Origin of the sequence: Paenibacillus sp. FSL M7-0420, assembly GCF_038002345.1 — a bacterium.
Lineage (GTDB): Bacteria > Bacillota > Bacilli > Paenibacillales > Paenibacillaceae > Paenibacillus_AQ.
The window spans coordinates 3,775,442-3,799,237 of sequence record NZ_JBBOCJ010000001.1 but is presented as its reverse complement, the minus strand read 5'-3'; the positions used below and the strand labels follow the sequence as shown (position 1 = coordinate 3,799,237).

The 23,796-nt window shown below is 52.2% G+C and carries 23 protein-coding genes; 17 read left to right on the top strand and 6 right to left on the bottom strand.

The window, feature by feature from the left end; translation table 11 throughout:
• The first annotated feature begins 327 nt into the window (after nucleotides 1-327).
• Together MKX51_RS16030 and MKX51_RS16025 are read left to right on the top strand one after the other, a co-directional pair.
• Complete coding sequence (locus MKX51_RS16030) at nucleotides 328-1,056, top strand: MBL fold metallo-hydrolase (protein WP_340993119.1); 729 nt, start codon at nucleotides 328-330, stop codon at nucleotides 1,054-1,056.
• Entirely contained in the window at nucleotides 1,049-1,633 is a 585-nt protein-coding gene (locus MKX51_RS16025; protein ID WP_340993118.1) for a TetR/AcrR family transcriptional regulator, read from the top strand. Before MKX51_RS16030 ends, MKX51_RS16025 begins: the two co-directional genes overlap by 8 nt.
• A 37-nt stretch (nucleotides 1,634-1,670) precedes the next feature.
• Here MKX51_RS16025 and MKX51_RS16020 read toward each other — a convergent pair whose 3' ends face one another.
• Nucleotides 1,671-2,330, bottom strand: a complete 660-nt coding sequence (locus MKX51_RS16020) for a helix-turn-helix transcriptional regulator (protein ID WP_340940422.1) — start codon at nucleotides 2,328-2,330, stop codon at nucleotides 1,671-1,673.
• Nucleotides 2,331-2,497: 167 nt separating this feature from the next.
• On the opposite strand from MKX51_RS16020, the gene MKX51_RS16015 reads away from it, so the two are divergent.
• The 5 genes from MKX51_RS16015 to MKX51_RS16000 all read left to right on the top strand — a co-directional run bounded on the left by MKX51_RS16015 (nucleotide 2,498) and on the right by MKX51_RS16000 (nucleotide 5,671).
• Nucleotides 2,498-3,904 carry an MFS transporter gene (locus tag MKX51_RS16015; protein ID WP_340993117.1) on the top strand — a complete coding sequence of 469 codons (1,407 nt, stop codon included), beginning with the start codon at nucleotides 2,498-2,500 and terminating at the stop codon, nucleotides 3,902-3,904.
• Nucleotides 3,861-4,193 (top strand): winged helix-turn-helix transcriptional regulator, encoded by a 333-nt coding sequence (locus MKX51_RS33220; RefSeq protein WP_445322010.1) that lies wholly within the window; start codon nucleotides 3,861-3,863, stop codon nucleotides 4,191-4,193. Before MKX51_RS16015 ends, MKX51_RS33220 begins: the two co-directional genes overlap by 44 nt.
• A gap of 29 nt (nucleotides 4,194-4,222) precedes the next feature.
• The gene (locus tag MKX51_RS16010) at nucleotides 4,223-4,582 is read left to right on the top strand and encodes a HesB/IscA family protein (protein ID WP_340993116.1); all 360 of its coding nucleotides are present in this window, start codon (nucleotides 4,223-4,225) and stop codon (nucleotides 4,580-4,582) included.
• 23 nt (nucleotides 4,583-4,605) lie between these two features.
• Entirely contained in the window at nucleotides 4,606-4,890 is a 285-nt protein-coding gene (locus MKX51_RS16005; RefSeq protein WP_340940427.1) for a hypothetical protein, read from the top strand.
• An 88-nt stretch (nucleotides 4,891-4,978) separates the two neighbouring features.
• The gene (locus MKX51_RS16000) at nucleotides 4,979-5,671 is read left to right on the top strand and encodes an AlkZ-related protein (RefSeq protein ID WP_340993115.1); all 693 of its coding nucleotides are present in this window, start codon (nucleotides 4,979-4,981) and stop codon (nucleotides 5,669-5,671) included.
• A 159-nt stretch (nucleotides 5,672-5,830) separates the two neighbouring features.
• Here MKX51_RS16000 and MKX51_RS15995 read toward each other — a convergent pair whose 3' ends face one another.
• The 3 genes from MKX51_RS15995 to MKX51_RS15985 form a co-directional block, all read right to left on the bottom strand.
• Nucleotides 5,831-6,007 carry a hypothetical protein gene (locus tag MKX51_RS15995; RefSeq protein ID WP_155991496.1) on the bottom strand — a complete coding sequence of 59 codons (177 nt, stop codon included), beginning with the start codon at nucleotides 6,005-6,007 and terminating at the stop codon, nucleotides 5,831-5,833.
• A gap of 504 nt (nucleotides 6,008-6,511) precedes the next feature.
• Entirely contained in the window at nucleotides 6,512-7,741 is a 1,230-nt protein-coding gene (locus MKX51_RS15990) for an aminopeptidase (protein WP_340993114.1), read from the bottom strand.
• Between the two features lie 51 nt (nucleotides 7,742-7,792).
• The gene (locus MKX51_RS15985) at nucleotides 7,793-9,037 is read right to left on the bottom strand and encodes an aminopeptidase (RefSeq protein WP_340993113.1); all 1,245 of its coding nucleotides are present in this window, start codon (nucleotides 9,035-9,037) and stop codon (nucleotides 7,793-7,795) included.
• Between the two features lie 162 nt (nucleotides 9,038-9,199).
• Here MKX51_RS15985 and MKX51_RS15980 point away from each other — a divergent pair, with 162 nt between their 5' ends.
• Entirely contained in the window at nucleotides 9,200-9,481 is a 282-nt protein-coding gene (locus MKX51_RS15980) for a hypothetical protein (protein ID WP_036695355.1), read from the top strand.
• 430 nt (nucleotides 9,482-9,911) lie between these two features.
• On the opposite strand, the gene MKX51_RS15975 is transcribed toward MKX51_RS15980, so the two are convergent.
• Nucleotides 9,912-11,264 carry a TrkH family potassium uptake protein gene (locus tag MKX51_RS15975; RefSeq protein WP_340993112.1) on the bottom strand — a complete coding sequence of 451 codons (1,353 nt, stop codon included), beginning with the start codon at nucleotides 11,262-11,264 and terminating at the stop codon, nucleotides 9,912-9,914.
• 148 nt (nucleotides 11,265-11,412) lie between these two features.
• Between MKX51_RS15975 and MKX51_RS15970 the strand changes: the two genes are divergently transcribed.
• Both MKX51_RS15970 and MKX51_RS15965 read left to right on the top strand, forming a co-directional pair.
• The gene (locus tag MKX51_RS15970; protein ID WP_340940436.1) at nucleotides 11,413-11,772 is read left to right on the top strand and encodes a VOC family protein; all 360 of its coding nucleotides are present in this window, start codon (nucleotides 11,413-11,415) and stop codon (nucleotides 11,770-11,772) included.
• 80 nt (nucleotides 11,773-11,852) lie between these two features.
• Nucleotides 11,853-12,359, top strand: coding sequence for a GNAT family N-acetyltransferase (locus MKX51_RS15965; protein WP_340993111.1), 507 nt, complete (start codon nucleotides 11,853-11,855; stop codon nucleotides 12,357-12,359).
• A gap of 582 nt (nucleotides 12,360-12,941) precedes the next feature.
• Here MKX51_RS15965 and MKX51_RS15960 read toward each other — a convergent pair.
• On the bottom strand, nucleotides 12,942-14,264 hold the full coding sequence (locus MKX51_RS15960) for a hemolysin family protein (protein ID WP_340940439.1): 1,323 nt from the start codon (nucleotides 14,262-14,264) through the stop codon (nucleotides 12,942-12,944).
• Nucleotides 14,265-14,379: 115 nt separating this feature from the next.
• Between MKX51_RS15960 and MKX51_RS15955 the strand changes: the two genes are divergently transcribed.
• From MKX51_RS15955 to MKX51_RS15925, 7 genes are all read left to right on the top strand, one after another.
• Complete coding sequence (locus tag MKX51_RS15955) at nucleotides 14,380-15,147, top strand: DUF1836 domain-containing protein (protein WP_340993110.1); 768 nt, start codon at nucleotides 14,380-14,382, stop codon at nucleotides 15,145-15,147.
• 82 nt (nucleotides 15,148-15,229) lie between these two features.
• The gene (locus MKX51_RS15950; RefSeq protein ID WP_340993109.1) at nucleotides 15,230-16,447 is read left to right on the top strand and encodes an MFS transporter; all 1,218 of its coding nucleotides are present in this window, start codon (nucleotides 15,230-15,232) and stop codon (nucleotides 16,445-16,447) included.
• Nucleotides 16,448-16,644: 197 nt separating this feature from the next.
• Nucleotides 16,645-17,988 (top strand): ABC transporter substrate-binding protein, encoded by a 1,344-nt coding sequence (locus MKX51_RS15945; protein WP_340993108.1) that lies wholly within the window; start codon nucleotides 16,645-16,647, stop codon nucleotides 17,986-17,988.
• A gap of 61 nt (nucleotides 17,989-18,049) precedes the next feature.
• On the top strand, nucleotides 18,050-18,958 hold the full coding sequence (locus tag MKX51_RS15940) for a carbohydrate ABC transporter permease (RefSeq protein ID WP_340995618.1): 909 nt from the start codon (nucleotides 18,050-18,052) through the stop codon (nucleotides 18,956-18,958).
• A gap of 3 nt (nucleotides 18,959-18,961) precedes the next feature.
• Nucleotides 18,962-19,810 carry a carbohydrate ABC transporter permease gene (locus MKX51_RS15935; RefSeq protein ID WP_076086200.1) on the top strand — a complete coding sequence of 283 codons (849 nt, stop codon included), beginning with the start codon at nucleotides 18,962-18,964 and terminating at the stop codon, nucleotides 19,808-19,810.
• A 30-nt stretch (nucleotides 19,811-19,840) separates the two neighbouring features.
• Nucleotides 19,841-21,655 carry a sensor histidine kinase gene (locus MKX51_RS15930; RefSeq protein ID WP_340993107.1) on the top strand — a complete coding sequence of 605 codons (1,815 nt, stop codon included), beginning with the start codon at nucleotides 19,841-19,843 and terminating at the stop codon, nucleotides 21,653-21,655.
• On the top strand, nucleotides 21,652-23,271 hold the full coding sequence (locus MKX51_RS15925) for a response regulator (protein ID WP_340993106.1): 1,620 nt from the start codon (nucleotides 21,652-21,654) through the stop codon (nucleotides 23,269-23,271). Before MKX51_RS15930 ends, MKX51_RS15925 begins: the two co-directional genes overlap by 4 nt.
• The last annotated feature ends 525 nt before the right edge of the window (nucleotides 23,272-23,796 follow it).

The window sequence follows — 23,796 nt, the reverse complement described above, 5'->3', positions numbered from 1 at the left end:
GACCCAATGTAATCGAAAAACCGATCACATTGCGCGGAGCGAGGGCGTGCGGGCCCAATGTAATCGAAAAACCGATCACATTGCGCCAGGACGAGGGGGGCGGATGCAATGTAATCGAAAAACCGATCACATTGCGCGGAGTGAGGGCGTGCGGACTCAAGGTAATCGAAAAACCGATCACATTGGACTGGCGCGAGGAGCAGAGACTGGATGTCGCCACACCCCTGCCTAAGCCCTTCACTTTTGTATGAGTAAATATCTCTTGATAAACTAATATAATTAGTTTATATTTTAACTAATGATATTAGTTTTAAGGAGGGTTTTACGATGAGAGTGACACGAGAAGGCCATTTGCATCAGCTTACGTGGCTGCCGCGTATTTTTCCAGTGAATTGCTATTTGATCGAGGAAGAACAGGAACTTACACTTATTGACGCGGGAATGTCCTACAGTCTGCAAGGTATTCTGAGTCAGGCCGCCAAGCTCGGTAAGCCGCTGACCCGCATCATCCTGACTCATGGCCACATGGATCATGTCGGAGCGCTTGATGCCTTGAAGAAGGAGGTGCCGGAGGCTAAGGTCTATATCTCGGAGCGGGATGCTGCATTGTTGGCTGGTGACCGCTCGCTCAGAGCCGGTGAGCTGCAGACTCCTATTAAGGGCAGTGTACCCGCCAAAATAGTGACCCGCCCCGACATTCTGCTGCATGACGGCGATAGTATCGGCTCGCTGACAGCGTTCAGCACTCCCGGACATACGCCGGGATCGATGTCTTTTCAGGACCGGCGCAGTGGAGCGCTGATCGTTGGTGATACGTTCCAGACCTTCCGGGCCACGGCGGTGTCCGGCAAGAAGGTTGCCTGGTTTCCTTTTCCGGCTATGGCGACTTGGAGCCCCGAACAGGCCTTGGTGAGTGCTTACAGGCTGATTGATCTTGCACCTTCTGTACTCGCGGTAGGACACGGTGATCTGCTTATAGCTCCGGTAGAGGCGATGAAGCGGGCGGCTTCGGAGGCTGAAGGACAGTTTAAGGGAGGAGAGAGGGTACATGGCTAGAGCAGGTCTGGACACGCACACGCTGGTGCTGGCTGCCGCAGAGCTGGCGGATGAATACGGGATTGAAGAAGTGACGCTGGCTGCACTTGCCGCGAAGCTGGGTGTCCGTTCCCCGTCACTCTATAATCACATCAACGGGCTTGCTGGGCTGCGTACACTGATGGCGGTATATGGCCTGGAGCAGCTGTATGAGGTCATATCGGAGGCAACGGAGGGGCTAAGCGGAGAGGCTGCAGTACATGCCATGAGTCAGGCTTACATCGGATTCACCAGAGCGCACCCGGGGCTGTACCAGACGACGCTAAAAGCACCCGAACAAGGAGACACCGCTCTGGAAGCGGCGGGAGGGAAGATCCTGTCGCTCATCATCCAGGTGATATCCGCATTCGGCTTGGAGGAGGAAGGCAATCTGCATGCAGTCCGTGGACTGCGGAGTATACTGCACGGATTCTCCACCTTAGAGCACCAGGGCGGATTTGGAATGCCGCTGGACCTGAATGTCACGCTCACCCGGCTGATTAACACCTATATTGCGGGAATCCGCTGTATGGGATCGGACGCAGACAGCATCAAATGAAATAAAGAGCAATCTCCAAGTGAGGTTGCTCTTGTTGTCACGGCTTATTTTGCCTAACGGTGTAGCTGCAGTTTCTGCCTCCCGCTAAAATGTACTCCCCTCGCTCAATATGAACATCATCTCCTAGCACCGTTTTAAATAAATGCAGCTCATTCTTGCATAACCCGGTACATACAGCAGCAGCTTCACAGATCGGACAATGTTTCTCGATGAACAAGTGACTGCCATCCTCCTGCGTCTTAACCTCGGCCATATAACCTTCATTGGTTCGAATCTCGGCCAGCTTCTCCAATTTCTCTCTAACATCCGATGCATCGCCAAGATGCTGAAGATATTGTGCCTGCATCTTTTTATTTCGAACATCCAGCAGCTTGTCCAGCCCTTCATTGCCAAAAGCTTCTTTCATAGAATTAATGAGGCTGATGGATAAATCCGAATATCCGGTTGGAAAAAAACGATTAGCTGCTGGTGTTAATATCCACAGCTTGGTGGGCCGGCCCATGGGACGGGCCTCTTCCACATTCGTAACCAATCCCTCTTCCTTCAGTGCATTCAAATGTTGGCGAATAGCCATTCCAGACAGCGAAAAATGAGCGGAGAGGGTCATAACATCCATGCCCCCACGCTCCTTTAACAGATCAATGATCGCTCTTCGGGTACGGGTGGAGACATCCTTTTTGATTTCATTCCGGCTCATGGTGCACCTCCTTTTTGCAGCAACTGAATTCACATCACTCCCTACATTTTAAACAAAAATGTTGACAAAGTCAAAGCCGGACTGTAGCCTAGACTTTATAAACAAAAATGTTTACTAAGTATCCGGATACGATGTATACATACCAATTTTCCTGGAGGTCTCATTTCATGTCGCCTAATCATCAAAGTATTTTCAGCCCGCGTTATTTTGCACTATCCATAGGGATTATCCTGTCCGTGATGGCTGTTGGATTCGAAGGTCTATCCGTAACTACCATTGCTCCTTCGATTGCCGGAGACTTGAACGGGCTTAGCCTGTTCGGATGGATATTCAGTACGTACCTGCTTGCGCAGATTATCGGAACGCTGGTCGTCGGTCGAATCATAGATAAAAGAGGACCTGCAGCACCCTTCACTTATGCGTTGTTGTTGTTTATCGCAGGACTGGTCGCTGCCGCAACAGCAGGCGATATGTATATCATGATAGGATCACGGGCCCTGCAGGGTTTGGGTGCCGGAGCTATGATGACTTGTGTGTATACAGCCATATCCTTAAGTTACCCGGATGAGTTACGTGCCAAGATCCTTGGAGCATTTGGTACAGCCTATGTCCTTCCGTCCATGCTCGGTCCATATGTAGCAGGTCTTATAGCAGACCAGTGGTCCTGGCGGTTTGTTTTCTGGGGGATTTTACCTGTGCTGGTTGTTTCAGCAGTGCTTAGTTTACCTGCGTTCAGGAAATTGAAAGTGCAGCAGACGGGAGAGGCTAGCGGATCTTCATCCACTTGGATGGCGTTACTCTTAACGATGGGTACAGGTCTTTTCCTGGTTGGTCTAGGTATGCTTCCGGGCACGATGGGATTTGTATTCGTCATGATTGGCCTCGTAGGTATGATATTTCCGCTCCGTCAATTGCTGCCGAAGGGAACGCTTACGCTGCGAAGAGGGATGCCGGCGATTCTGGCTACACGCGGGTTGTTCTTCGCTGCCTATACCAGCACACAGAATTTCCTGGTATTGGCTCTAATTAATGTGAAAGGAATTACACCTTCTCAGGCCGGTTTAATCGTAGCGAGTGCTGCATTAAGCTGGTGTATCATTGCGTATCTGCAAGGACGATGGGATGCGGCAGATCAGGGCCGTGGACGTCATATGAGAATTATTCTTGGGGTATTGCTGCTTGCCATCGGGATTGCCATCGTATTCTGGATACCGGTTGTGTCCGTTACCGTTGCAGTTATGGGTCAGATCATCGCAGGAGTTGGTATTGGATTGGCGCATCCGATTAGCGGTGTTGTAGCCTTTTCCCAAACAGGGGAAGGCGGCGTGGGCCAAACCTCGGCAAATCTGCAATTCGCGGATTCTTTTACACCCGGCGTTGTTATCGGGATTGGCGGTTCCATACTCGTCGTGTGTCAGGCTGGCGGAATGTCACTGCAATCCGGCTTAATTGCAGCAATGGGCTTCCATCTCTTGTTGATCGTTATTAGCATCATTGCCAGCACCCGGATCTCACAGCCATCCATCAAGAATGCTGATGCTAAGAAAGAGGGTGTGCCGGTCATTGTCCAATGAGGATAGGGAGAAACTTCTTATAGCCTTTGACATCATCGGGTCTAAATGGACGATCCACATCTTATTCACTCTTTCTTACGGTCCGAAGAAATTTAGTGAAATCAACCGGAGTATCCCTTCCATTACGCAAAGAATCCTTTCCCAGCGTTTAAAGGAGCTTCAACATCATAATCTGGTCAAGAGAACCAGTCCGCAGCGCCCTACAAAAACCATGTATGAACTTACACCAAAAGGAGCGGCTCTCGCTACGTTCATACCTTGTTTAATGGACTGGGGTAGCCAAAACTAAATTAAGCTTGTAAACGAGGAGGAATGAAGATGAACATTGAGGTCAGTGAGATCGCAGCAGAGAAAATCGCCGAAATCTTGTTAACCGCTGATACCCGGCACTCTTTTCTTAGAGTAGGTGTTGAAGAAGGGGGATGCAGCGGATTATCTTATACCCTTGTCTTGGATGAGCAGCAGACAGAGGAGGATATGGTATTCCATAAAGATAAGTTCAGTATAGTTGTTCACACGAAGAGTATTCCATATATTGACGGTCTTGAAATTGACTATGAACAAAGCGGAATGATAGGCGGATTCACCATGAATAACCCTAATGCCAAAGCCTCATGTGGATGCGGGGCCAGTTTTCGGATGGCTAACTATCGGGGGGAAGTTAAAAAATGTGATTAACCTGGGGGAAGGAGAGAACAGGGATGATATCATTTGAAGTAACGGAACAAGCTATTGATTCTTTTAAGGATGAATGGGGTTTGACAGAGGCCCAATATGTAAGAATTTATGCAAAATATGCAGGTGGCGGCTCAGATGCTTTTGCGATTGGCCTAAATGCAAGTGCTACACCGATCGATCCGGCATTGGTTCAATCTATCGGAGGCTTTCATTTCTTTGTTGAAAAAACAGATGCCTGGATTTTACAGGATGAACATTTTCAGATTGGCTGTAATGAAAATGGTATATTTTTAAACAAAATCTCCTAATGAGCATATGCAGGAAGTGAATTTGCTCATTTATAATGATAAGCTTAATTTGGTGTACAAGCCAGATTGACTTAGGAGGCTGAATTACGTGGGCGAAGCAGGTAAGCAAGAGAATGTAACCACCTATGAAGAGATGGCTGAGGTAGTCGCCCGACTGGGGATTGTGCCGCTGGCACCCCTGATCCCGGAGCATCCGTCTGTGAACGGGCTGACGCTGGCGGAGAATTGGCATACCGATACAGAGCTGGACCCCTGGCGCTGGCGGGTCAGATTTCCCGGAGAAGGCTTAGCCGGCTATGGAAAATTCATCAAGAAAAAAGCCGTGCTCGTATCCCGCGAGTGGCTTCCGGCTTACTTGGCAGCGTCCGGGCCTCAGCAGTCTCTGGAAGAGCGGTATCAGAGCGGCCTGGCCACGAGAGAAGCGCTGACTCTGCTGGAGATTATCCGGGCGAATGAGGGAATTGAGACACGCCAGCTGCGGTCAATGGCTGATATGAAGGCCAAGGAGAAGAAGACGGCTTTTGACAATGCGGTAACGGAGCTGCAAGGGTCTATGGATATCGTAATCTCTGGCGTGAAGCAACGGGTGAATGCGGACGGAGAGCCGAATGGCTGGAACAGCACCTCTTTTGAAACTTCGGAGCACTGGATGCATGAAGCGGGCATTCCGCCGTTTGAGGGATCGAGAGAAGAGGCGATAGCCTGGTTGCGCTCGCGAATGGAAGACGCGTGGGAACCGGAGGCAGTTGCCTGGATCAATAAGGCGCTGGGCTGGAAGTAGACAAAGAACGGTAGTCCTTCATATGAAGAGGGCTGCCGTTTTTGGCGTTTTGACAGGGGAGACAAATAAAAACGGCTAATCTCATTCCCGCAGGAGACCGGCCGTAAGCGCTTACGAATATGTGATTGTACTACGTATCTTGTGTATATTGAAGCAGCCTTACAGCATAGGGCCAAGGTAGGCAACCAGGAAGTACAGGAATCCGAACAGCAGCATGATGTAGGCGGTGTACTTGATAGCGTCGGAGGCAACGATACTTAAGTCTTTGGGAGCCTGGACTTCCAGACGTTCTGTTTCCATAGAATCCGTGTTGTCATGAGTGAAAGTTTCTTTCATCAGAATTCCCTCCTTAGATTATTCATGGACTAAAACATTCCTCTTTTGGAACTGTAGACACTATCTATAATTGTATTGTGACATATTTGTGAACTAATTTCAACAATATTGTGAAAATTCTTTGACTGAATGTTCACATTTGGGCTGTTTGGGTTGCTTTTACCCACTTAACTTTACCTTCGGTTGCACTTTATACAATAGATGAGCGCTATTTTCGCCGAAAAAATGAATCTCTTGCACTTTATACACTAGAATTTTGAGAAAACGGGGGTTTTGAGCTGAAATCCAGAAATCTGTTGTACGAAATACAGCAGAAGGTGTTTTAACCGTAGTTTCCGTGAATTCTATTGCAGAAAGTGCAATCAGCCATTTTGTCACTCATTAAATCTCATAGCACTCTCATCGCATAGCATTCTTAGGGGAAAAGTCCCCTGGTAAAAACAAAGACCCCGCCACTCCTCAAGAGGAAATAGCGGGGTCCCGTTCATAGTATAAATATTAAGCTTAGGCCCAATCTCCATTACGGAAGATCGGGTCGGTGGAGCCGTCATCGGCAATTCCGTCGATATTCATCTCCGGGGAGCCCATCATGAAGTCCACATGGGTGAGGCTTTGGTTCATGCCCATGTCCACCAGCTGTTCCTTGGTCATGTTAATGCCGTCCTGCAGGGTGAAGGCATAGGAAGCGCCAAGTGCCAGATGACAGGAAGCATTCTCGTCATACAGGGTGGTGTAGTAGAGAATGCCGCTCTCCGAGATTGGGGAGTGGAAGGGTACAAGCGCCACTTCACCGAAGTAGGCGGCACCTTCATCCATGGCCAGCAGGGAAGCGAGGGCTTCCTGGCCCACTTCAGCGGTGAAGTCTGTAACTTTACCATTCTCCAGCGTCAGGCTGAAGCGGTCGATGATGTTGCCGCCATAGCTGAGCGGCTTCGTGCTGCGGACCGTGCCGTTCGCACCCGTCTTCAGCGGAGCAGTGAATACTTCCTCGGTCGGAATGTTCGCCAGGAAGGACAGGCCGCGGCTGTTCACCGCACCGGCCTGACACCAGATATGGCCTTCAGGCAATTCGATCGTCAGATCGGTGCCCGGTGCCGTGTAGTGCAGCTTGCGGTATTTCTTCGCGTTCAGCAGCTCACAGCGCTGCTTCAAGCCGGCCAGATGGACACTCCAGGCCTGCACCGGATTCTCCTGGTCTGCGCGCACGGCCTTGAAGATGGCGTCCCAGAGCAGTTCAATCTGCTGCTCAGGTGCAGCGTCCGGGAACACCTTCGCGGCCCAAGAGGCAGATGGGAAGGCGAGGCCGGTCCAGCTGACCTGGTTAGCCATCAGCATCTCGCGGTACGGAGCCATAGCTTGGCCGGCGGTCTTCTGATGGTCCGCAATGCGGCTTGCATCTACTCCGTTCAGCAAGTCCGGATTCGCGGAGATGATTGTCAGGAATGCCGCTCCGCCCCTTGCCAGATCCTCCAGCTCATCGGCCTGCCACTTCGGCGGCTCCAGGAAGCTCTCGGACGGCGCCAGATCATAGCGGGTACGGGTGACGAATTCATCGGAATAGTTAACCTTGACGAGCTTCGCACCTGCTTCATAGGCCTGACGTACAATCAGGCGGACCAGCTCAGCCGATACGATATCCGCATTCACGACAAGGGTCTGGCCGGGTTGAATATTAACGCCGATCTTTACAGCGAGCAGTGCGTAATTCTCCAGCTTTTGGTTGAAATCCAGCAATAGCTTCAGCTCCATTCATTATCTAATGAAATGCAATAACTTATAAGGGGTCTAGAAGGCCCAGTTGCCCTTCTGGAAGACCGGCTCGCGCGTACCGTCAGCGGTAATTCCGTAGATATCCATCTCGGCCGAGCCGATCATGAAATCAACGTGGGTCACACTGTTATTGAGGCCGCGGGCGGTCAGTTCATCCTGGTTCATTTCCTTGCCGCCTTCCAGACAGAAGGCATAGGCGGTGCCAATAGCCAGATGGTTAGAGGCATTCTCGTCGAACAAGGTATTGAAGTAGAGAATTCCTGATTCCGAGATCGGCGACTGATGCGGCACAAGTGCGACTTCCCCCAGATACTTGGCGCCTTCATCCAGGCTGATCAGATATTCAAGGGCTTCCTGGCCCTGCTCAGCGCTCACACTGGTAATCCGGCCCTGTTCAAAAGTGATCGAGAAGCCGTCAATCACATTCCCTCCATAGCTCAGCGGCTTCGTGCTGCGGACCGTACCGTTAACGCCGGTTTTCAGCGGAGCTGTGAACACTTCTTCCGTTGGCATGTTGGCGACAAAAGAATGACCTTTGGCATTGATGCTGTCCCCCTGCGCCCATAAATGGCCTTCAGGCAGCTCGATGCTAAGGTCAGTTCCAGGTGCTATGTAATGCAGGCTGGCGTACTTCTTCGCGTTAAGAACATTAGCCTTCGACTCAAGCGTGTCGAGATGCTCCTGCCAGGCGGCAACAGGGTCCTCACGGTCCAGACGGACAGTATGGAAGATGGCTTCCCACAGCTTGTCTACACGCTGGTCAGCAGGAATGTCAGGGAACACCTTGTCTGCCCAAGGCTGGGAAGGAATCGCTACAATGCTCCAGCTAACCTTGTCGGACATCTGCAATTCGCGGTATTTCGTAAGCGCTGCGCCCCGGGTCTTCTGGAAGTTCGCAATCCGCTCAGGATCAATGCCTTTGAGAGCATCCGGGTTCTCGGCAATGACCGACAGGAAGGCGGCACCGTTCTCTGCAAGCTCAGTCATTTCACCGGCAAACCAGGTTGGGGCTTTGGTGAATACTTCGGGCGACGCATGCTCGAACTGCTGGCGGGTGATGAACTCGTCACTCCAGTTCACCTTAACCTGGCTGGCGCCGATGGCATACGCCTTGGCCGTAATCAGGCGGACGAACTCAGCCGCAGTGATCGGTGCGTTCACGACCAGGATTTGTCCCGGCTGAACATTCACACCGATTTGAACCGCCAAATCAGCATATTTACTTAGCTTGTCCTGAAGCTCTGTTTCAGTCATTGACATTTCCTCCATTACCATTATTTTTAGCTCTATATAAGCATTGTACTAAATTATTAACCGCCGGATGAAAAAAGTCAATTACAGCGCAAAAGGAAAGAGAAATGCTGACATATCAATGTTATACTGAATATTGTGGGCATGATCAGATGAAAGGAAGGAAAGAGGATGAACCTGGAAATCACCAAAGCAGAAATGAAACGCGTAGAGGATAGAAGTTTTGTGGGGAGAACGGTATTTACATTAGAGAATCACCGTTCCCCTTATGAGATTACTTTCTACAGTTCCCGTGGAACCGAATGGGATTACAGCCTGAGCTTCGCCGGGGAGCCGGGGAGTGAGGAGCAGTTCCTGGAAGTGGATGCGCTGCTGGAGAATGACGATGATCTGTATAATCAGCTGCTGGATGCAGCGCTGGATACCCAAGAGATCCCGGAAGAGGAAGCTTAAGCTTACTTGCGGATATAACAATGCGACCCCCGTCCCGGCTGATTGCCTTGGACGGGCAGGGTCGCATTTTTAATAGTAGAGGAGATTATGATTTTCTTCTGTTACGTATAAGTGGCGTGCAGGCGTGTGGCTCGAATGTATGCGAAAAACAGCATACATTGTGCTCATATGCAGGCGCATGGCCCGAATGTATGCGGAAAACAGCATACATTTGCTGGCACGCAGGTATGTGGCCCGAATGTATGCGAAAAACAACATACATTCTGCTGGCGCGAAGGTATGTGGTCCGAATGTATGCGAAAAACAGCATACATTTGCTGGCCCGCAGGCATGTGGTCCGAATGTATGCGAAAAACAGCATACATTTGCTGGCGCGCAGGTAATCTCATTCACCCGTATGGGTGATTTTGTTCTTAAATAGTCGCTGCCCTTAGCCGATGGTGATATTGCCTTCCGGGTAACGGTACAGCTCCTTGCTGTTCTTCGGCTTGAGCGCATAGGCCAGGGTAAGCGGTCCGGTCCGGCCCACGAACATAAGAATGATCACCAGCACCTTGCCGGTCGTGGTCAGCTCTGTGGTCAGTCCCATAGTGATGCCTGAAGTGCCGAAAGCGGACACCGCCTCGAACAATACGCTCAGGAAATCTGCGCTCTCTGTTACTGACAGCAGCATGGTGGAGATGACCACCAGCATTAGTGAGAGCAGCGTCATGGTAATAGCCCTGTATACATTCTCCTTCGAGATCCGGTGGCGGAACATGACGATATCCTCTTTGCCCCTTAGTTTGGCGTAGGCGGTGCTGGCCAGAATGGCAAAGGTGGTAATCTTGATTCCGCCGCCTGTAGAGCCGGGAGCCGCCCCGATGAACATCAGCAGAATCATCAGGAATTGGGTGGATTCCCGCAGCAGCGGAATCTCAATGGTTGTCACCCCGCCGGAACGGGGCGTAATAGCTTGCAGGAAGGAGGCCATAATCTTGCCTCCGGCATGCAGCGGCTTCAGTGTAGCGTTCAGCTCCAGCCAGAAGAAGACAACAGCTCCGACCAGAATCAGCACTGCTGAAGTTGCGAGCACGACCTTCGAATGTAGTGTCAGCCGCTTGCGCTTGGGATAATCGATCACATCGGACAATACAATGAAGCCGATACCGCCGAGGAAAATCAGCAGCATGGAGGTAATATTCACAATAGGATCTTCCACATAGCGTGTTAAACCGCTGAATGGCCCGTGAACGTCGCCGAACAAGTCAAAACCCGCATTGTTGAAGATGGAGATGCTATGGAAAAGTCCATAATAAGCTGCTTTGCCTATCGGCATATCCACTACAAATCTGGCAGCCAGCAGAATGGCCCCGGTTAATTGAATTACCAGGGAATAGATGAGAACCCGGCGGATCAGCTTCACGATCCCCTGCATGGAATTCTGGTTCATGGATTCCTGCAGTAAGAGGCGTTCCTTCAATGAGATTCGTTTGTTCAGCACCAGCGTAATCAGCGTAGCCATCGTTACGAATCCAAGACCGCCGAACTGGAACAGCACCAGCAGCACGATCTGTCCAAAGGTCGAGAGCTGCGTACCCGTATCTATGACGGCAAGTCCGGTTACACAGGTCGCAGAGGTCGCCATGAACAGCGCATCAATGAACGAGATTCTTCCGCCCGTAGAAGCGGCAGGCAGGGACAGCAGCAGGGTTCCGGCAGCAATCAGCAGCACGAAGCCGAGCGATAGTATTTTGGGCGGCGTCAGCTTCAAATGCCCAAAGAAAAGGTTAGCCAAGTTCATTCTCCTGACAATAGGGATAGGATCTGACAAGATTATAGCATAACTTATATTCTCATCCCTAAACAGGCAGGAAATTGACATATTTTATCGAAATCATTAAAGGCTGTAGGATTCAACAACTTGCACTCTATGAGGAGGCTATACTGCTGTGACAAGTCCGATACGCAATCAGATTGGCGCTGTCTTCATCCCGGTTAGTGATATCGAAAGGTCCAAGAACTGGTATTGCAGTCTGCTCGGACTGCCGCTTGACGGTGAAGTATTATTCGGGCATCTGTATGAGGTGCCGATGCAGGGGCCGGGGATCGTACTGGACAGCAAAATATTCACAGCCGAAGCCGTGCTGAAGGTGCCGTCCTTCCATCTGCTTACCGATGATATTGATGCCGCCTATGATTATGTCAAAGCCAGCGGGGCAGAGATCCTTACGGATATTGAGAATGACCACTGGTTTAACTTCAAGGACCCTGACGGAAACGTGTTAATGATCTGCCGCTCCGTCACTTAGTTAATTGGGTTAATTATATTTGTTAATCATATTAATTATACAAGGATAACATACCGCTCTTTATTGCAGGAGGCATGGAAATGAACGTAACACTAAGGGAACTGCTCCCGGGGGATGCAGCGGCGCTGTTGAACCTCCAAGATCGTCTGGACGGGGAAACCTCCTTTATGCTGCTGGCCCCGGGCGAGAGAAAGAGCGGCATTTCCCAGGTGGAAGAGATGATTAGAGGCTTACACCAAGCAGAGAACTCGCTTATTCTGGGAGCGGAAGCAGACGGTGAGCTTGTAGGATACCTGTCAGTCCAAGGAGGGAGCTTCAGCCGCAATAGACACAGTGCTTATATTGTTACCGGCATCCTGAAGCAGTACCAGGGCAGGGGCATCGGCAGCGCATTGTTCAAAGAAATGGACCAGTGGGCCAGGGATTGCGGCCTGGTACGTCTGGAGCTTACTGTGATGCAGCATAATGAACAGGCGGTTGCGCTGTATAAGAAGCAGGGCTTTGAAATTGAGGGCTTGAAGAGAAAGTCGCTGCTGGTGGATGGACAATGGGTGGACGAATATTATATGGGTAAGATCTATAATTAATTGCATTAACTATATGGGTAAATCGTCTACACGAACAAAATCACCCTGCGGGTGAATGATGTAAGAAGTTATGCGGTCCACACAACTCATCTGGTCAGACCGTCCTTCCCCATCCGCCCACTTCAAGGGGCATCCGGTGAATTCAGGGGCAGGAGTACCCCTCATTTGCTTAATGTAATCGGTTTTTCGATTACATTCGGCCTACGTGGCGCCACCAGCCCAATTGTAATCGGTTTTTCGATTACATTTGGCCTACGTGGCGCCCCCGGTCCAATTGTAATCGGTTTTTCGATTACATTTGGCCTACGTGGCGCCCCCGGTCCAATTGTAATCGGTTTTTCGATTACATTCGTCCTACGTGGTGCCCCCGGTCCAATTGTAATCGGTTTTTCGATTACATTCGTCCTACGTGGCGCCCCCGGTCCAATTGTAATCGGTTTTTCGATTACATTCGGCTTAGGTGGCGCACCCGGTCTCTGTGCCTCCCTTATCCACAAAAGAAAGAAACTATAATTTCCTAAATAAGAACAAAGGCGCTCCCCGATAACTCACGGGAAGCGCCTTTTCCTTTACAGCATATGGTTACTCGCTGCGTACAGCAGAATCTTCAGAGACCGGAAGATCAATCAGGATCTCCACCTTGCGGATACGGTGGCGGTTCATCTCGCGGACGGTCAGGGTGACATGCTCATAAGTGAGGCTTTTGCCGACCACAGGTTCTTCCAGATGACTGTACAGCCATCCGCCGATCGTGGTGACCTCCTCATCGTGGAAATCAAGCTTGGTGAGGTCCTTAATCTCCAGGAGAGACACGTTGCCGTCAAACAGATAATGAGTCTCGCTCAGCTTCTCGACATTTCTGCGTTCATCCCCGTCGAACTCATCGCGGATCTCGCCGACGATTTCTTCCAGAATGTCCTCAATCGTAATCAGGCCGGAGGTGCCGCCGTATTCATCCAGCAGCAGGGCGATATGCACACGCTCCTTCTGCATACGGGTCAGCAGGGTCTTGACCGGTGTAACCTCAGATACGGTAAGAATCGGAAGAATCAGGCTTTTGAAATCAAAATCCGGGTTGTTGTCATATTGCAGGTACAGCTGCTTGGTGTTGATCATGCCGATGATATTGTCTTTGCTGCCGTCGGCCACAGGGAAACGCGTATATTGCTCCTTGCGGATAATCGCGATATTCTCCTGCAGCGAATGGTCAGTGAACAGGCAGACCATGTCTGTCCGGGGAACCATAATCTCCTTAGCGAGCATCTCATCAAAGGTGAAAATACGGTTAACATAACCATATTCCGCTTTGTTGATTTTGCCGCTCTCATAGCTCTCGGACAGGATCAGGCGGATTTCGTCTTCGCTGTGCGCGTCGCCGTGTTCACTGGCAGGCTTCATGCCGAACATACGGACGAGCAGGTTGGCGGAACCGTTCATGAACCAAATCAAAGGGTACAATATTCTGTAGAACCAAATAATCAGCGGTGCGGTAATCTGACCAATTTTCTCCGGAATATTAATAGCGGCGGTCTTCGGTGCAAGCTCTCCGACCACGACGTGGAGGAAGGTGGCGATAATGAAGGCCAATGCAAAAGCAATGGGCTTACTAACGTTGTGACTCACACCAGCCAGATCAAACAGTGGAATGAGCAGCTGCTCAAAAGCAGGCTCTGCCAATGCCCCGATCCCGAGTGCAGTAATCGTGATACCGAGCTGGCAGGCGGACAAATATCCGTCCAGGTTAGCGGCTACCCGCTGTACTGCCAGTGCGTTCTTCTTGCCGTCCAGCACCATTTGGCTGACCTGGCTTCCCCGTAATCTCACTACTGCAAACTCCGTCGCTACAAAAAATGCGGTTAAAATAATCAAAATTGCCACGAGCGTCAAACTAAGTCCTATACCCATATAATCTTTACCATCCCTTTCGTCCCTAAAATAGGTTATACTCATATTATGAGTTCATATGAACCTATTGTACGAACTTTTCAGTGAAATATCAAATGGTGGAGGGTTGCCAGCTATGGAAGCTTTTACACTTAGCCGGATAGAGATGTCCGGACTATTACTGTCTCTAGGGCCAAACTCGGAGCGGAAGCCGCTCCATATTCTGCAGGAAGCCTGGACCAAGTTCCACCGTGACGAGGTGCGGGAGGGGACAAGCCTGCCCGCTTTTCTGTCTACGGATATTCCCCCGATTCTGCAAAAGCTGATCAAAGGCGGCGGCGTCAAAGGGCTGTCCCTGGGTGAAATTGCTTCGCTTGGCGGTCTGATTGAGTATTCCACTTTATCCGTCTCTGCTATGCAGAATTGGGTGAAGCGCGATTTCAAGGAATATCTCGGGTCCCCGCGTGAAGGGAAGAAGTACTCCATTAATCAGGCGGCTATTCTATTTATAATAGATGATCTGAAGGCTGCGCTTGATTTCGAGAGCATCAGACAGCTCTTTTGTATGCTGTTCCTGGCGCCTGAGCGTGATGACGATGATCTGGTGGAGCCGGCACAGCTGTATCACGGGTATGCCGAGCTGTTCGAGGAGATTAAGACCCGTTCCCCGCTTCCGGCGCAAGGACAGGCTCTAACCGGAAATCCGAAGGAATACCTGTGGAAATCGGATAGCGCCATCAAGTCCGCCATGGACAGAATGATGAAGCGGCTCAGCCACCTGAGCAGAGGGCAGCGGGATGCGGTGCAGAATATGCTGCTGATCGCTGCGATCTCGGTGCAGACCTGTTATTTTCAGGCGATGGCCCGGCAATATTTCAATGCGGTGTTATTCCTTGATTTTTGAATCATCCGCTTCTAGAATGTGTAAGTGATACTAATCAGGAATTATTGGATTAGCCGGAATCAGGGGAGAGGGGCCTTAAGTCATGTGGAATCAAATGTCGCTGCTGCAGAATCGGAAGCAGCGGAAGCTGCTCTTCAGTGCAGGTCTAAGCTGGATGTTCGACGCAATGGACGTAGGGATGATCTCGTTCGTCGTGGCTGCATTAGCCAAGGAATGGTCGCTGGGACCGGAAAAGATCGGCTATTTAACCAGCATTAACTCGGTAGGGATGGCGGTCGGTGCAGCCGCAGCCGGAATTATGGCGGACCGCTTCGGCCGCAAATCGGTGCTGCTCTGGACGCTGCTGATCTTCTCGATTGCAAGCGGACTGTCGGCATTCGCCGCAGGTTATGCAGTATTATGTGTGCTGCGCTTCATTGCCGGCTTCGGGCTGGGCGGAGAGCTGCCGGTGGCTTCGACACTGGTATCCGAGAGCATGCCGGTCAAGGAAAGAGGCCGGGCTGTGGTGCTGCTGGAGAGCTTCTGGGCGCTCGGCTGGATTCTGTCGGCGCTGATTGCGTACTTCGTCATTCCGGATTACGGCTGGCGGGTCGCCTTCGCCATCGGGGCGGTACCGGCGCTATATGCGCTCTATCTGCGCAGGGCAATCGATGACTCACCGAAGTTCGCGGAGATCAAGAAAGCTCCTCCAGTGCCCTTGAAGAAGCGTGTAGCGGCAGTCTGGTCGGCAGAGTACCGCCGCTCGACCATCATGCTGTGGATTCTGTGGTTCACCGTGGTCTTCTCTTATTATGGCATGTTCCTGTGGCTGCCGACGGTAATGGTGCTGAAGGGCTTCAGTCTGGTCAAAAGCTTCGAGTATGTGCTGATCATGACACTCGCCCAGCTGCCGGGGTACTTCACCGCCGCTTATTTCATCGAGAAATACGGCCGCAAGTTCGTACTGGTCATCTACCTGCTGTTGACAGCCGTTAGCGCTGCCTGGTTCGGCAATTCAACGACCGAGGGCATGCTGATGGCTGCCGGAATCTGCCTGTCGTTCTTCAACCTGGGAGCCTGGGGCGGGATGTATGCTTACACGCCTGAGCTGTATCCGACTAAGATCCGTTCCACAGGCGCCGGACTTGCCACCTCCTTTGGACGGATTGGCGGCATTATTGCCCCAACACTGGTTGGCCTGTTGGTCGGCAAGGCGGTCGGGATCGGCTCCATCTTCATGATCTTCTTCGTCACGATTGTAATCGGCGCTCTGGCGGTCCTGTTTCTGGGGAAAGAAACGAAGGGACTGGAGCTAGAGTAGACTGCTTACGGAATAGATTCATACTTAACAGAACTAATCAGGATTAACCAGGACTAACAGGCCAGCCGGAAGATTCCGGCTGGCTTTTGTCTTACTTATTTGATATAACCCCTTACTTTTCTGGATTTACCCTATGCAGAGCGTTCCGTATAATCATTAATGTAACCGCTTACTTCACAAATTCGAGGAGGCAACAGATGACAATCAAGGGGACCAAAGGACTTGTACTGCTTCTAAGCTCCATATTGCTGATGACTACGGCTGCATGCTCATCCGGCGGATCGAATGCACCGGACGGCGCTAAGGCTTCTTCCAAGACTGAGGGTTCGGCACCTGCAATTGAGCTGCGTATGACGTGGTGGGGCTCGCAGACACGCCACGATCTGACCACCAAGATGATCAAGCGCTTCGAGGAGAAGAATCCGGGCATTACGATTAAGCCGGAATATTCCGGCTGGGACGGCTATTTCGATAAGCTGTCTACCCAGGTGGCTGGCTCGAATGCTCCGGATATCATTCAGATGGACTATGCGTTCCTGTCCGATTATGCCAAGCGCGGCACCTTGCTTGACCTGACGCCTTATACCCGGGATGGAACGCTGCGGACGGAAGATCATGACAGCAGCATGCTCTCGGCAGGAAGCATTGACGGCAAATTGTACGCCGTTACGCTTGGAGTGAATGCTCCAGGTGTTGTCTATAATGCTTCCGTGCTTCAGGAGCTGGGAATTGCGGAGCCGCAGGAGTCATGGACGTGGAAGGATTTTGCGGAGATGGCGAATACGATCGCTAAGAAGAAAGGCAACGGCTACTATGGTACGCCGGATATTTCGGGCACGACGAACATCTTCGAGGTATTCGTGCGCCAGAACGGGAGCGGCCTGTTCGCCGGGAATAAGCTCGGGGTCTCCCGGGAGGTCATCGATGAATGGTTCAATTACTGGCAGGAGCTGCGGGACAGCGGCGGCGCTACGACGGCAGAAGTAACTGCCGCTATGACGAATGCTCTGGAGACCCGGCCGCTGTCCGTAGGCCAGTCTGCCCTTGATTTCGCCTGGTCCAACCAGCTGATTACCTATCAGAATGTGCTGAAGGATCAGAGCCAGAAGCTGAAGATGCAGGTGATTCCGCATATGGAAGGGGAGCAGAAGATCGGCGAATATCTGAAGCCCGGCCAGTTCATCTCCGGGAATGCCAAGACCAAGTATCCCAAGGAGGTGGCGAAGCTGATCGACTTCATGGTCAATGATCCGGAAGGGACCGCTATTCTGGGGGCTGAACGGGGAGTGCCGGTCAATTCCGCAGTGCGGGAGCAGCTGAAGCCGTCGCTTACCGCCGAGGAGCAGTTAATCTTTGATTTTATCGATGTGGTCTCCAAGCATTCCAGTGATATTGACCCGCCTTACCCGCAGGGCTTCTCGGAGATTGATAAGAACTTCAAGAGCGCCAGCGAGCAGATCTCCTTCGGTCAGGCCGGCATTCCGCAGGTAAGCGAGCAGTTCATCTCCGGTTCTAACGCCATACTGGACAAGGCCAAATAAATACAGAGGAGCGAGAGAGCCATTGAGTGCAGATCTGATGACAGTAGATAGACCAGCAGGCATGAAGCGGCGTAAAACAAAGCTGCGCTACAATCAGAACGGGATTGCCCTCCTGTTCCTGTCGCCCTGGCTGCTGGGGCTGGTGTGCCTGACCCTGGGGCCGATGGCGGCCTCACTCTATTTTTCTTTTACAGATTACAGTATTCTGGAGAGCTCCAGATGGATCGGATTGGATAATTTCACCACCATGCTCACTGCAGATCCGTTATTTATCCAGTCGCTTAAGGTGACATTTATCTTCGTATTCGTGTCGGTACCGCTGAAGCTGATGTTTGCCCTGGCGGTCGCCCTGCTTCTTAACAAAGGGATACGGGGCTTAGGCATCTACCGGACGGTCTATTACATCCCTACGCTGCTTGGAGGCAGTGTTGCTATTGCGATGCTGTGGCGTAAGATGCTCGGCGGCGATGGGCTGCTGAATCAGCTATTGGCCATGGCGGGGATACAGGCGCCTGACTGGGTATCGAATCCCAAATACTCGCTGTATTCGCTGATCCTGCTGTCGGTATGGCAATTCGGCTCGTCGATGATCATCTTCCTGTCCGGGCTGAAGCAGGTGCCGCCGGAATATTATGACGCCTCATCGGTGGACGGTGCAGGTAAAGTAGGGCAGTTTCTGCATATTACGCTGCCGGTGCTGTCTCCGGTTATCTTTTTCAATGTCATCATGCAGACGATCACCGCCTTCCAGTCGTTCACCCAAGCGTTCATTATCAGTAACGGCAGCGGGGGACCGGTGAATTCCACCCTGATGTATTCCCTGTACCTGTACAAGAAGGGCTTCTCCTTCTTCCAGATGGGCTATGCCTCGGCGATGGCCTGGGTACTGGTGCTGCTGATCGGGCTATTCACACTCCTGCTATTCGGCAGCAGCAAGCTGTGGGTGCACTATGAAGATGGGGGGAAATAAGCTATGGATACAGGCAGCGCTTCGAAAAGTGCCATTTGGCTCAAGCACTTCATCATCTGTCTGATCGCCTTTGTCATGCTGTACCCGGTGCTGTGGCTGGTGGGCAGCTCGTTTAAGCCGGCGAATATGATTTTCTCGGAAATCTGGTTCTGGCCCCGGCAGTGGAATTTCCATAATTATGTAAGCGGCTGGTTTGGCTTCCAGGGCAGCTCCTTCGCCCGGTTCCTGCAAAACTCGGCTCTGGTCTCTCTGGGGGCCGTTCTCGGCAATGTGATTACCTGCTCCATGGCGGCTTATGCGTTCGCGCGGCTGAATTTCCGGTTCAAGGCACTGGGCTTCGCGCTGATGCTGATGACGATTATGCTCCCGCTGCATGTGACTCTTATCCCGCGTTATATCCTCTTCAACAGCCTGGGCTGGGTGAACACCTTCGCGCCGCTGATTCTGCCCAAGTGGATGGCGACGGACGGCTTCTTTATCTTCCTGACGGTGCAGTTCATCCGCGGCTTGCCGAAGGAGCTGGACGAAGCGGCAACGATTGACGGCTGCGGGCCGGTGCAAATCTTCAGCCGGATTATTATTCCGCTGGCGCTGCCTGCGCTGATCACGACGATGATTTTCACCTTTATGTGGACCTGGGATGATTTCTTCAGCCAGCTCATCTTCCTTAGCGATATCGGGAAATACACCGTGCCGCTCGGGCTGCGGCTGTTCCTGGACTCCAGCTCGCAGTCGGATTGGGGACCGATGTTCGCTATGTCGGTATTGTCGCTGGTGCCGTGCTTCATTCTCTTCATCACGCTGCAAAAGTATTTCGTGGAAGGAATTGCGACATCCGGCCTGAAAGGATAGAATCTGGGGAAAAGCATAGGGATGGGGCAGATGCAAAAAAGAATGCTCGGCACCTGGCTGCTGCGGATCAGGCGGAGCAAGCTCTCCACGCTGATGGCGGCCAGTATTATTACGTTCAATCTGATTTTTCTCGGGTTCATTGTCCTGCTGGCGTACCGGACCTTCTCGGACGTAACCTTCAGGGAGATCAGCACGACCAGGCTTGCACTGCTGAATGAGAGCACGAAGCGCGGCTTCGACTTCATGACCAATGTGTCGGGCACCGCCTACTCCATTGCAGCGAACAAGAGCGTGATTGAGGGGCTGGAGACTACGCCTGCCTCCAAGTATCAGATGATCTCCAGAAGGCGGGAAATTACGGAGATTCTCCAGCATTCGCTGGTGCTGAACGAAGGGGTAAGCTCGATTGAGATTTACAGTGATTTGTTCAGCGGGGTGGCGCAAAGCTCGACGGATCTTGTCTTTCCGGTCTCTTCGATTAAGAACGAGAGCTGGTATCCCCGGCTGAAGCAGGCGGATTCACTCTGGGTTCCCCTGGAGGGCAGCGGCGGCGATGACGAGCCTTATCTGATCGGCCATATTCAGCATCTGTTCGGCAATGAAGGAAAAACGATCGGCTACCTCTATATCCGGCTGTCCGCAGACGATATCCTGAAGCAGTTCAAGGATATTCCGGCTGTGCTGGACGGCCAGATTCATCTGGTGGATACAAGCGGCAATCTGCTGCTGCTGGTGAACAAGGAGGAAGGCTCTGCCGGCAAAACTGTACTGGATGCGGACTGGCTCTACCAGCATACGTATGAGGGCAATGAAGGCTATGAGCTGCTGAACAAGGACGGCCAGTCCTATCTCGTCCTGTTCTCCAAACCGAGCACCATCTCCTGGCGGTTAGTTCAGGTCATCCCTACGCGTGAGCTGCTGCAGGAGGTTCGTAAGGCGGACAGGCAGGTGATCGGGATCGGACTGCTCTGCCTGCTCCTGTCGGCGCTGCTGGCGTACTTCTTCATCCGGAATATGATCCGTCCGGTACGCAGGCTGATTCAGGAGATGCGGAAGCTGGAGCGCGGAGATTTCCGGGCCAGTATGAGTGAGTCGCTGACAGAGGAATACACGCAGATGTCTTACGGCTTCAACCACATGGTGAACCGGCTGCAGGAGCTGGTGCAGAGTGAGCGGGAAGCAAGCGCCGCGAAGCGGGAGGCGCAGGCAGGGCTGCTGGAGGCCCAGATCAAGCCGCATTTCCTGTACAATACACTGGATATGATTCACTGGAAGGCGATGGATTACGACGCCCAGGATATCAGCTACATGATCACCCAGCTTGGCAAAATGCTGCGCATCGGCCTGAGCGGCGGCAGAATGCTCATTCGTCTGCGCGACGAGCTGGAGCATGCGCGGTGCTATGTGAGCATCCAGCAGGAACGGCTGCCGATTGCCATTGAGTATACGGAGTCGATTGCGGACCCGGCGGTCCGGAGTTATTTCATTCCGAAGGTGATTCTTCAGCCGCTGATTGAGAATTCAATTATCCATGGCAGCCGGGAGCCTGGCTCCAGCCCTTTGCAGATTCATCTGGAGGTGCGGGAGATTAAGACGCCGGGAAGCCAGCCTTACTTGCAAATTATGCTGCTGGATAACGGCCGGGGCTTGGCTGAAGGCTGGTCGATGGAGCAGGTGAGCGGCATCGGCACCCGGAATGTGATGAGCCGGATTCAGCTGTACTGCGGGGAACCGTACGGATTATACTTGGCCAACCGGCCGGAGAGAGGGGTTGCGGCTATGATTACGCTGCCAGTCATTGAGACGGAGGAGCAGCTGGAGCGGCTGCTGCGCGATCAGATATGAGCCGCTCTATACTGCTGGTGGATGACGACCCGCATATTCTGAAAGCCCTTACGAGACATGTGGCCTGGGAGAAGCTGGGCCTGACTCTGGCTGGAACAGCGGTCAACGGCCATGAAGCGCTGGAGCTGTTCCGCAGGCTCTCCCCCGACCTGGTGATGACCGATGTCTATATGCCGGGCATGGGCGGGCTGGAGCTTACAGAGGCGCTAAGGGAGCTGGCCCCGGAGCTGCCGGTTATTATCCTGAGCGGCTACGAGGAATTCGAGAATGCCCGGCAGGCGATGCGCTGGGGCGTCAGCCATTTCCTGCTGAAGCCGGCCCGGGTAGACGAGATCGAAGCAGTGCTTCGCGCTGTGCTGCTGGATCTGGAGGCCGGAGAGCAGAAGAAGCGGCTGGAGGAGCGTTACCAGCAGGAAATCGGCCGCACGCTTCCTTTTCTGCGGGAACGCCTGCTAATGGAGCTGTTGACCACACGCTACAGTGCAGAGGAATGCTCCGAGGAGCGGCTCGGATATCTGCAGATTACCCGCCCGCAGCGGCTGGCGGCGGCCAGCATCCAGCTGAACCGGCCTTCGCCGCTGCATAAGCTGAAGGAGCGAGAATGGCAGCTGCTGCGCTTCGGAGCGGGTAATATCTGCCGGGAGACACTCCAGCACAAGCTTGCCGGACATCCCTCTGTGCAGGGTCATGTGCTGGACTATTCCGACGATCTGCTGGTGGTGCTGCTGCTGGACCGTGAGGAGGGAGAGCCAATCCCCGTTCTGAAGGAAGTAGTGCAGGAGACGATGGATAAGATCCGGAATTACATTCAGCTTCAGGCCTATGCCGGCATTGGTTCGGTCAAATCTGCCATCCATGAACTGATCGATTCTTATCTGGAGAGCAGAGAGGCGCTTGCTTCTGCGGAGTTTCAGGAGACCAGTCCCATCTACGCCTATGAGCCGTGCAAAAGCACCAACCCGTGGACGCTGGAGGACTATTCCCGGCTGCTCCAAGAGTGGAATGAGGTGCTGCTGTGCAGGGATTCCTCAAAAGTATGGGAGACCTGGGAGATCATCTTCGGCAGGCTCCGGCAGGAGGATCAGAATAATATTCAGGACATACAGACGGTGTGTGTCGGGCTGTTCACTACGCTGATGTATTACTGGAATGCCTGCTGCCCGGGCCGCACTCCTCCTATGAGCATGTCCGAATTCCTGCAGGCGGTAACGGGATACTATACCTGGAGAAGCTTGACGGAGTGGATGGGGCAGATGATTCCGGCCTTCCTGACCGCAGCGTTCACCGAGATGAATGTCAAGAAGAACCGTCTGGTAGAGAGCGTCAAAAGCTATGTGGAAGCCCACTATACCCAGGAGATCAGCTTCATGGGCCTCGCGCAGGAGCTGCATGTGCATCCGAAATATCTCAGCCAGCTGTTCAAACGGATCAGCGGTGAGAATTTCGTCAGCTACCTGAACCAGTACAGGGTGGAACGGGCCATCGAATTCCTGCAATCCGGCCAGCATATGGTGTATGAGATCAGTGAAATGGTCGGCTTCAACAACCCCGCCTATTTCAGTCAGGTGTTCAAGATGATTACCGGGCGCAGCCCGAGTGATTATTTGAAGGGGTAATTCTCCGCTATTGCAGCCCGCAGGGTGAGTATAGTATATTCTTATGGAGACACAAACGAACGTTCTCATTGCCCGGCAGGTTACATCAAGTTGCGGTGCGGTGACAGACGCTCTCATCCAAGATCTTGAGGAGTTAGTCTCTCAAGGTCTTTTTATTGATTTATGGAGGGACGCGGGCGGCGGGTGTATTCCTGCCTACTGTGCTATTGTGCGACTACATAGACAGGCACTTCGGATATTTAGCGGTTTGGATATTTTAGCGGTTATGCGGACTGAGAATCAGTTATTTCTTCAAAAAGCTACTTTATGAGGCCCGAGCGGACTGAGAAGCGCTTATTTGGGTTATTCGGCCCTGAAATGAGACGATATTGTCTAATTAAGGGATTCTGAGTCCGCTTGGCTTCGCATTTGCCGGATTTGTTCAGAATAACGGATTCTCAGTCCGGCACAGCGGGTGGAGAGTGAAAGTAGCCTCATTAACTGCTCCTGCACATGACTGGAACGGCTGCATCCGCTGCATAGGGT

Bases quoted from the DNA above. Each gene is read 5' to 3' on its own strand.
- MKX51_RS16025 (WP_340993118.1), top strand. From the start codon at position 1,049: ATGGCTAGAGCAGGTCTGGACACGCACACGCTGGTGCTGGCTGCCGCA.
- MKX51_RS16020 (WP_340940422.1), bottom strand. From the start codon at position 2,330: ATGAGCCGGAATGAAATCAAAAAGGATGTCTCCACCCGTACCCGAAGA.
- MKX51_RS15950 (WP_340993109.1), top strand. From the start codon at position 15,230: ATGTGGAATCAAATGTCGCTGCTGCAGAATCGGAAGCAGCGGAAGCTG.
- MKX51_RS16015 (WP_340993117.1), top strand. From the start codon at position 2,498: ATGTCGCCTAATCATCAAAGTATTTTCAGCCCGCGTTATTTTGCACTA.
- MKX51_RS15940 (WP_340995618.1), top strand. From the start codon at position 18,050: ATGAAGCGGCGTAAAACAAAGCTGCGCTACAATCAGAACGGGATTGCC.
- MKX51_RS15935 (WP_076086200.1), top strand. From the start codon at position 18,962: ATGGATACAGGCAGCGCTTCGAAAAGTGCCATTTGGCTCAAGCACTTC.
- MKX51_RS15985 (WP_340993113.1), bottom strand. From the start codon at position 9,037: ATGTCAATGACTGAAACAGAGCTTCAGGACAAGCTAAGTAAATATGCT.
- MKX51_RS16030 (WP_340993119.1), top strand. From the start codon at position 328: ATGAGAGTGACACGAGAAGGCCATTTGCATCAGCTTACGTGGCTGCCG.
- MKX51_RS15930 (WP_340993107.1), top strand. From the start codon at position 19,841: ATGCAAAAAAGAATGCTCGGCACCTGGCTGCTGCGGATCAGGCGGAGC.
- MKX51_RS15965 (WP_340993111.1), top strand. From the start codon at position 11,853: ATGAACGTAACACTAAGGGAACTGCTCCCGGGGGATGCAGCGGCGCTG.
- MKX51_RS33220 (WP_445322010.1), top strand. From the start codon at position 3,861: ATGCTGATGCTAAGAAAGAGGGTGTGCCGGTCATTGTCCAATGAGGAT.
- MKX51_RS15960 (WP_340940439.1), bottom strand. From the start codon at position 14,264: ATGGGTATAGGACTTAGTTTGACGCTCGTGGCAATTTTGATTATTTTA.
- MKX51_RS15975 (WP_340993112.1), bottom strand. From the start codon at position 11,264: ATGAACTTGGCTAACCTTTTCTTTGGGCATTTGAAGCTGACGCCGCCC.
- MKX51_RS15925 (WP_340993106.1), top strand. From the start codon at position 21,652: ATGAGCCGCTCTATACTGCTGGTGGATGACGACCCGCATATTCTGAAA.
- MKX51_RS16010 (WP_340993116.1), top strand. From the start codon at position 4,223: ATGAACATTGAGGTCAGTGAGATCGCAGCAGAGAAAATCGCCGAAATC.
- MKX51_RS15955 (WP_340993110.1), top strand. From the start codon at position 14,380: ATGGAAGCTTTTACACTTAGCCGGATAGAGATGTCCGGACTATTACTG.
- MKX51_RS15995 (WP_155991496.1), bottom strand. From the start codon at position 6,007: ATGAAAGAAACTTTCACTCATGACAACACGGATTCTATGGAAACAGAA.
- MKX51_RS16005 (WP_340940427.1), top strand. From the start codon at position 4,606: ATGATATCATTTGAAGTAACGGAACAAGCTATTGATTCTTTTAAGGAT.
- MKX51_RS15945 (WP_340993108.1), top strand. From the start codon at position 16,645: ATGACAATCAAGGGGACCAAAGGACTTGTACTGCTTCTAAGCTCCATA.
- MKX51_RS15980 (WP_036695355.1), top strand. From the start codon at position 9,200: ATGAACCTGGAAATCACCAAAGCAGAAATGAAACGCGTAGAGGATAGA.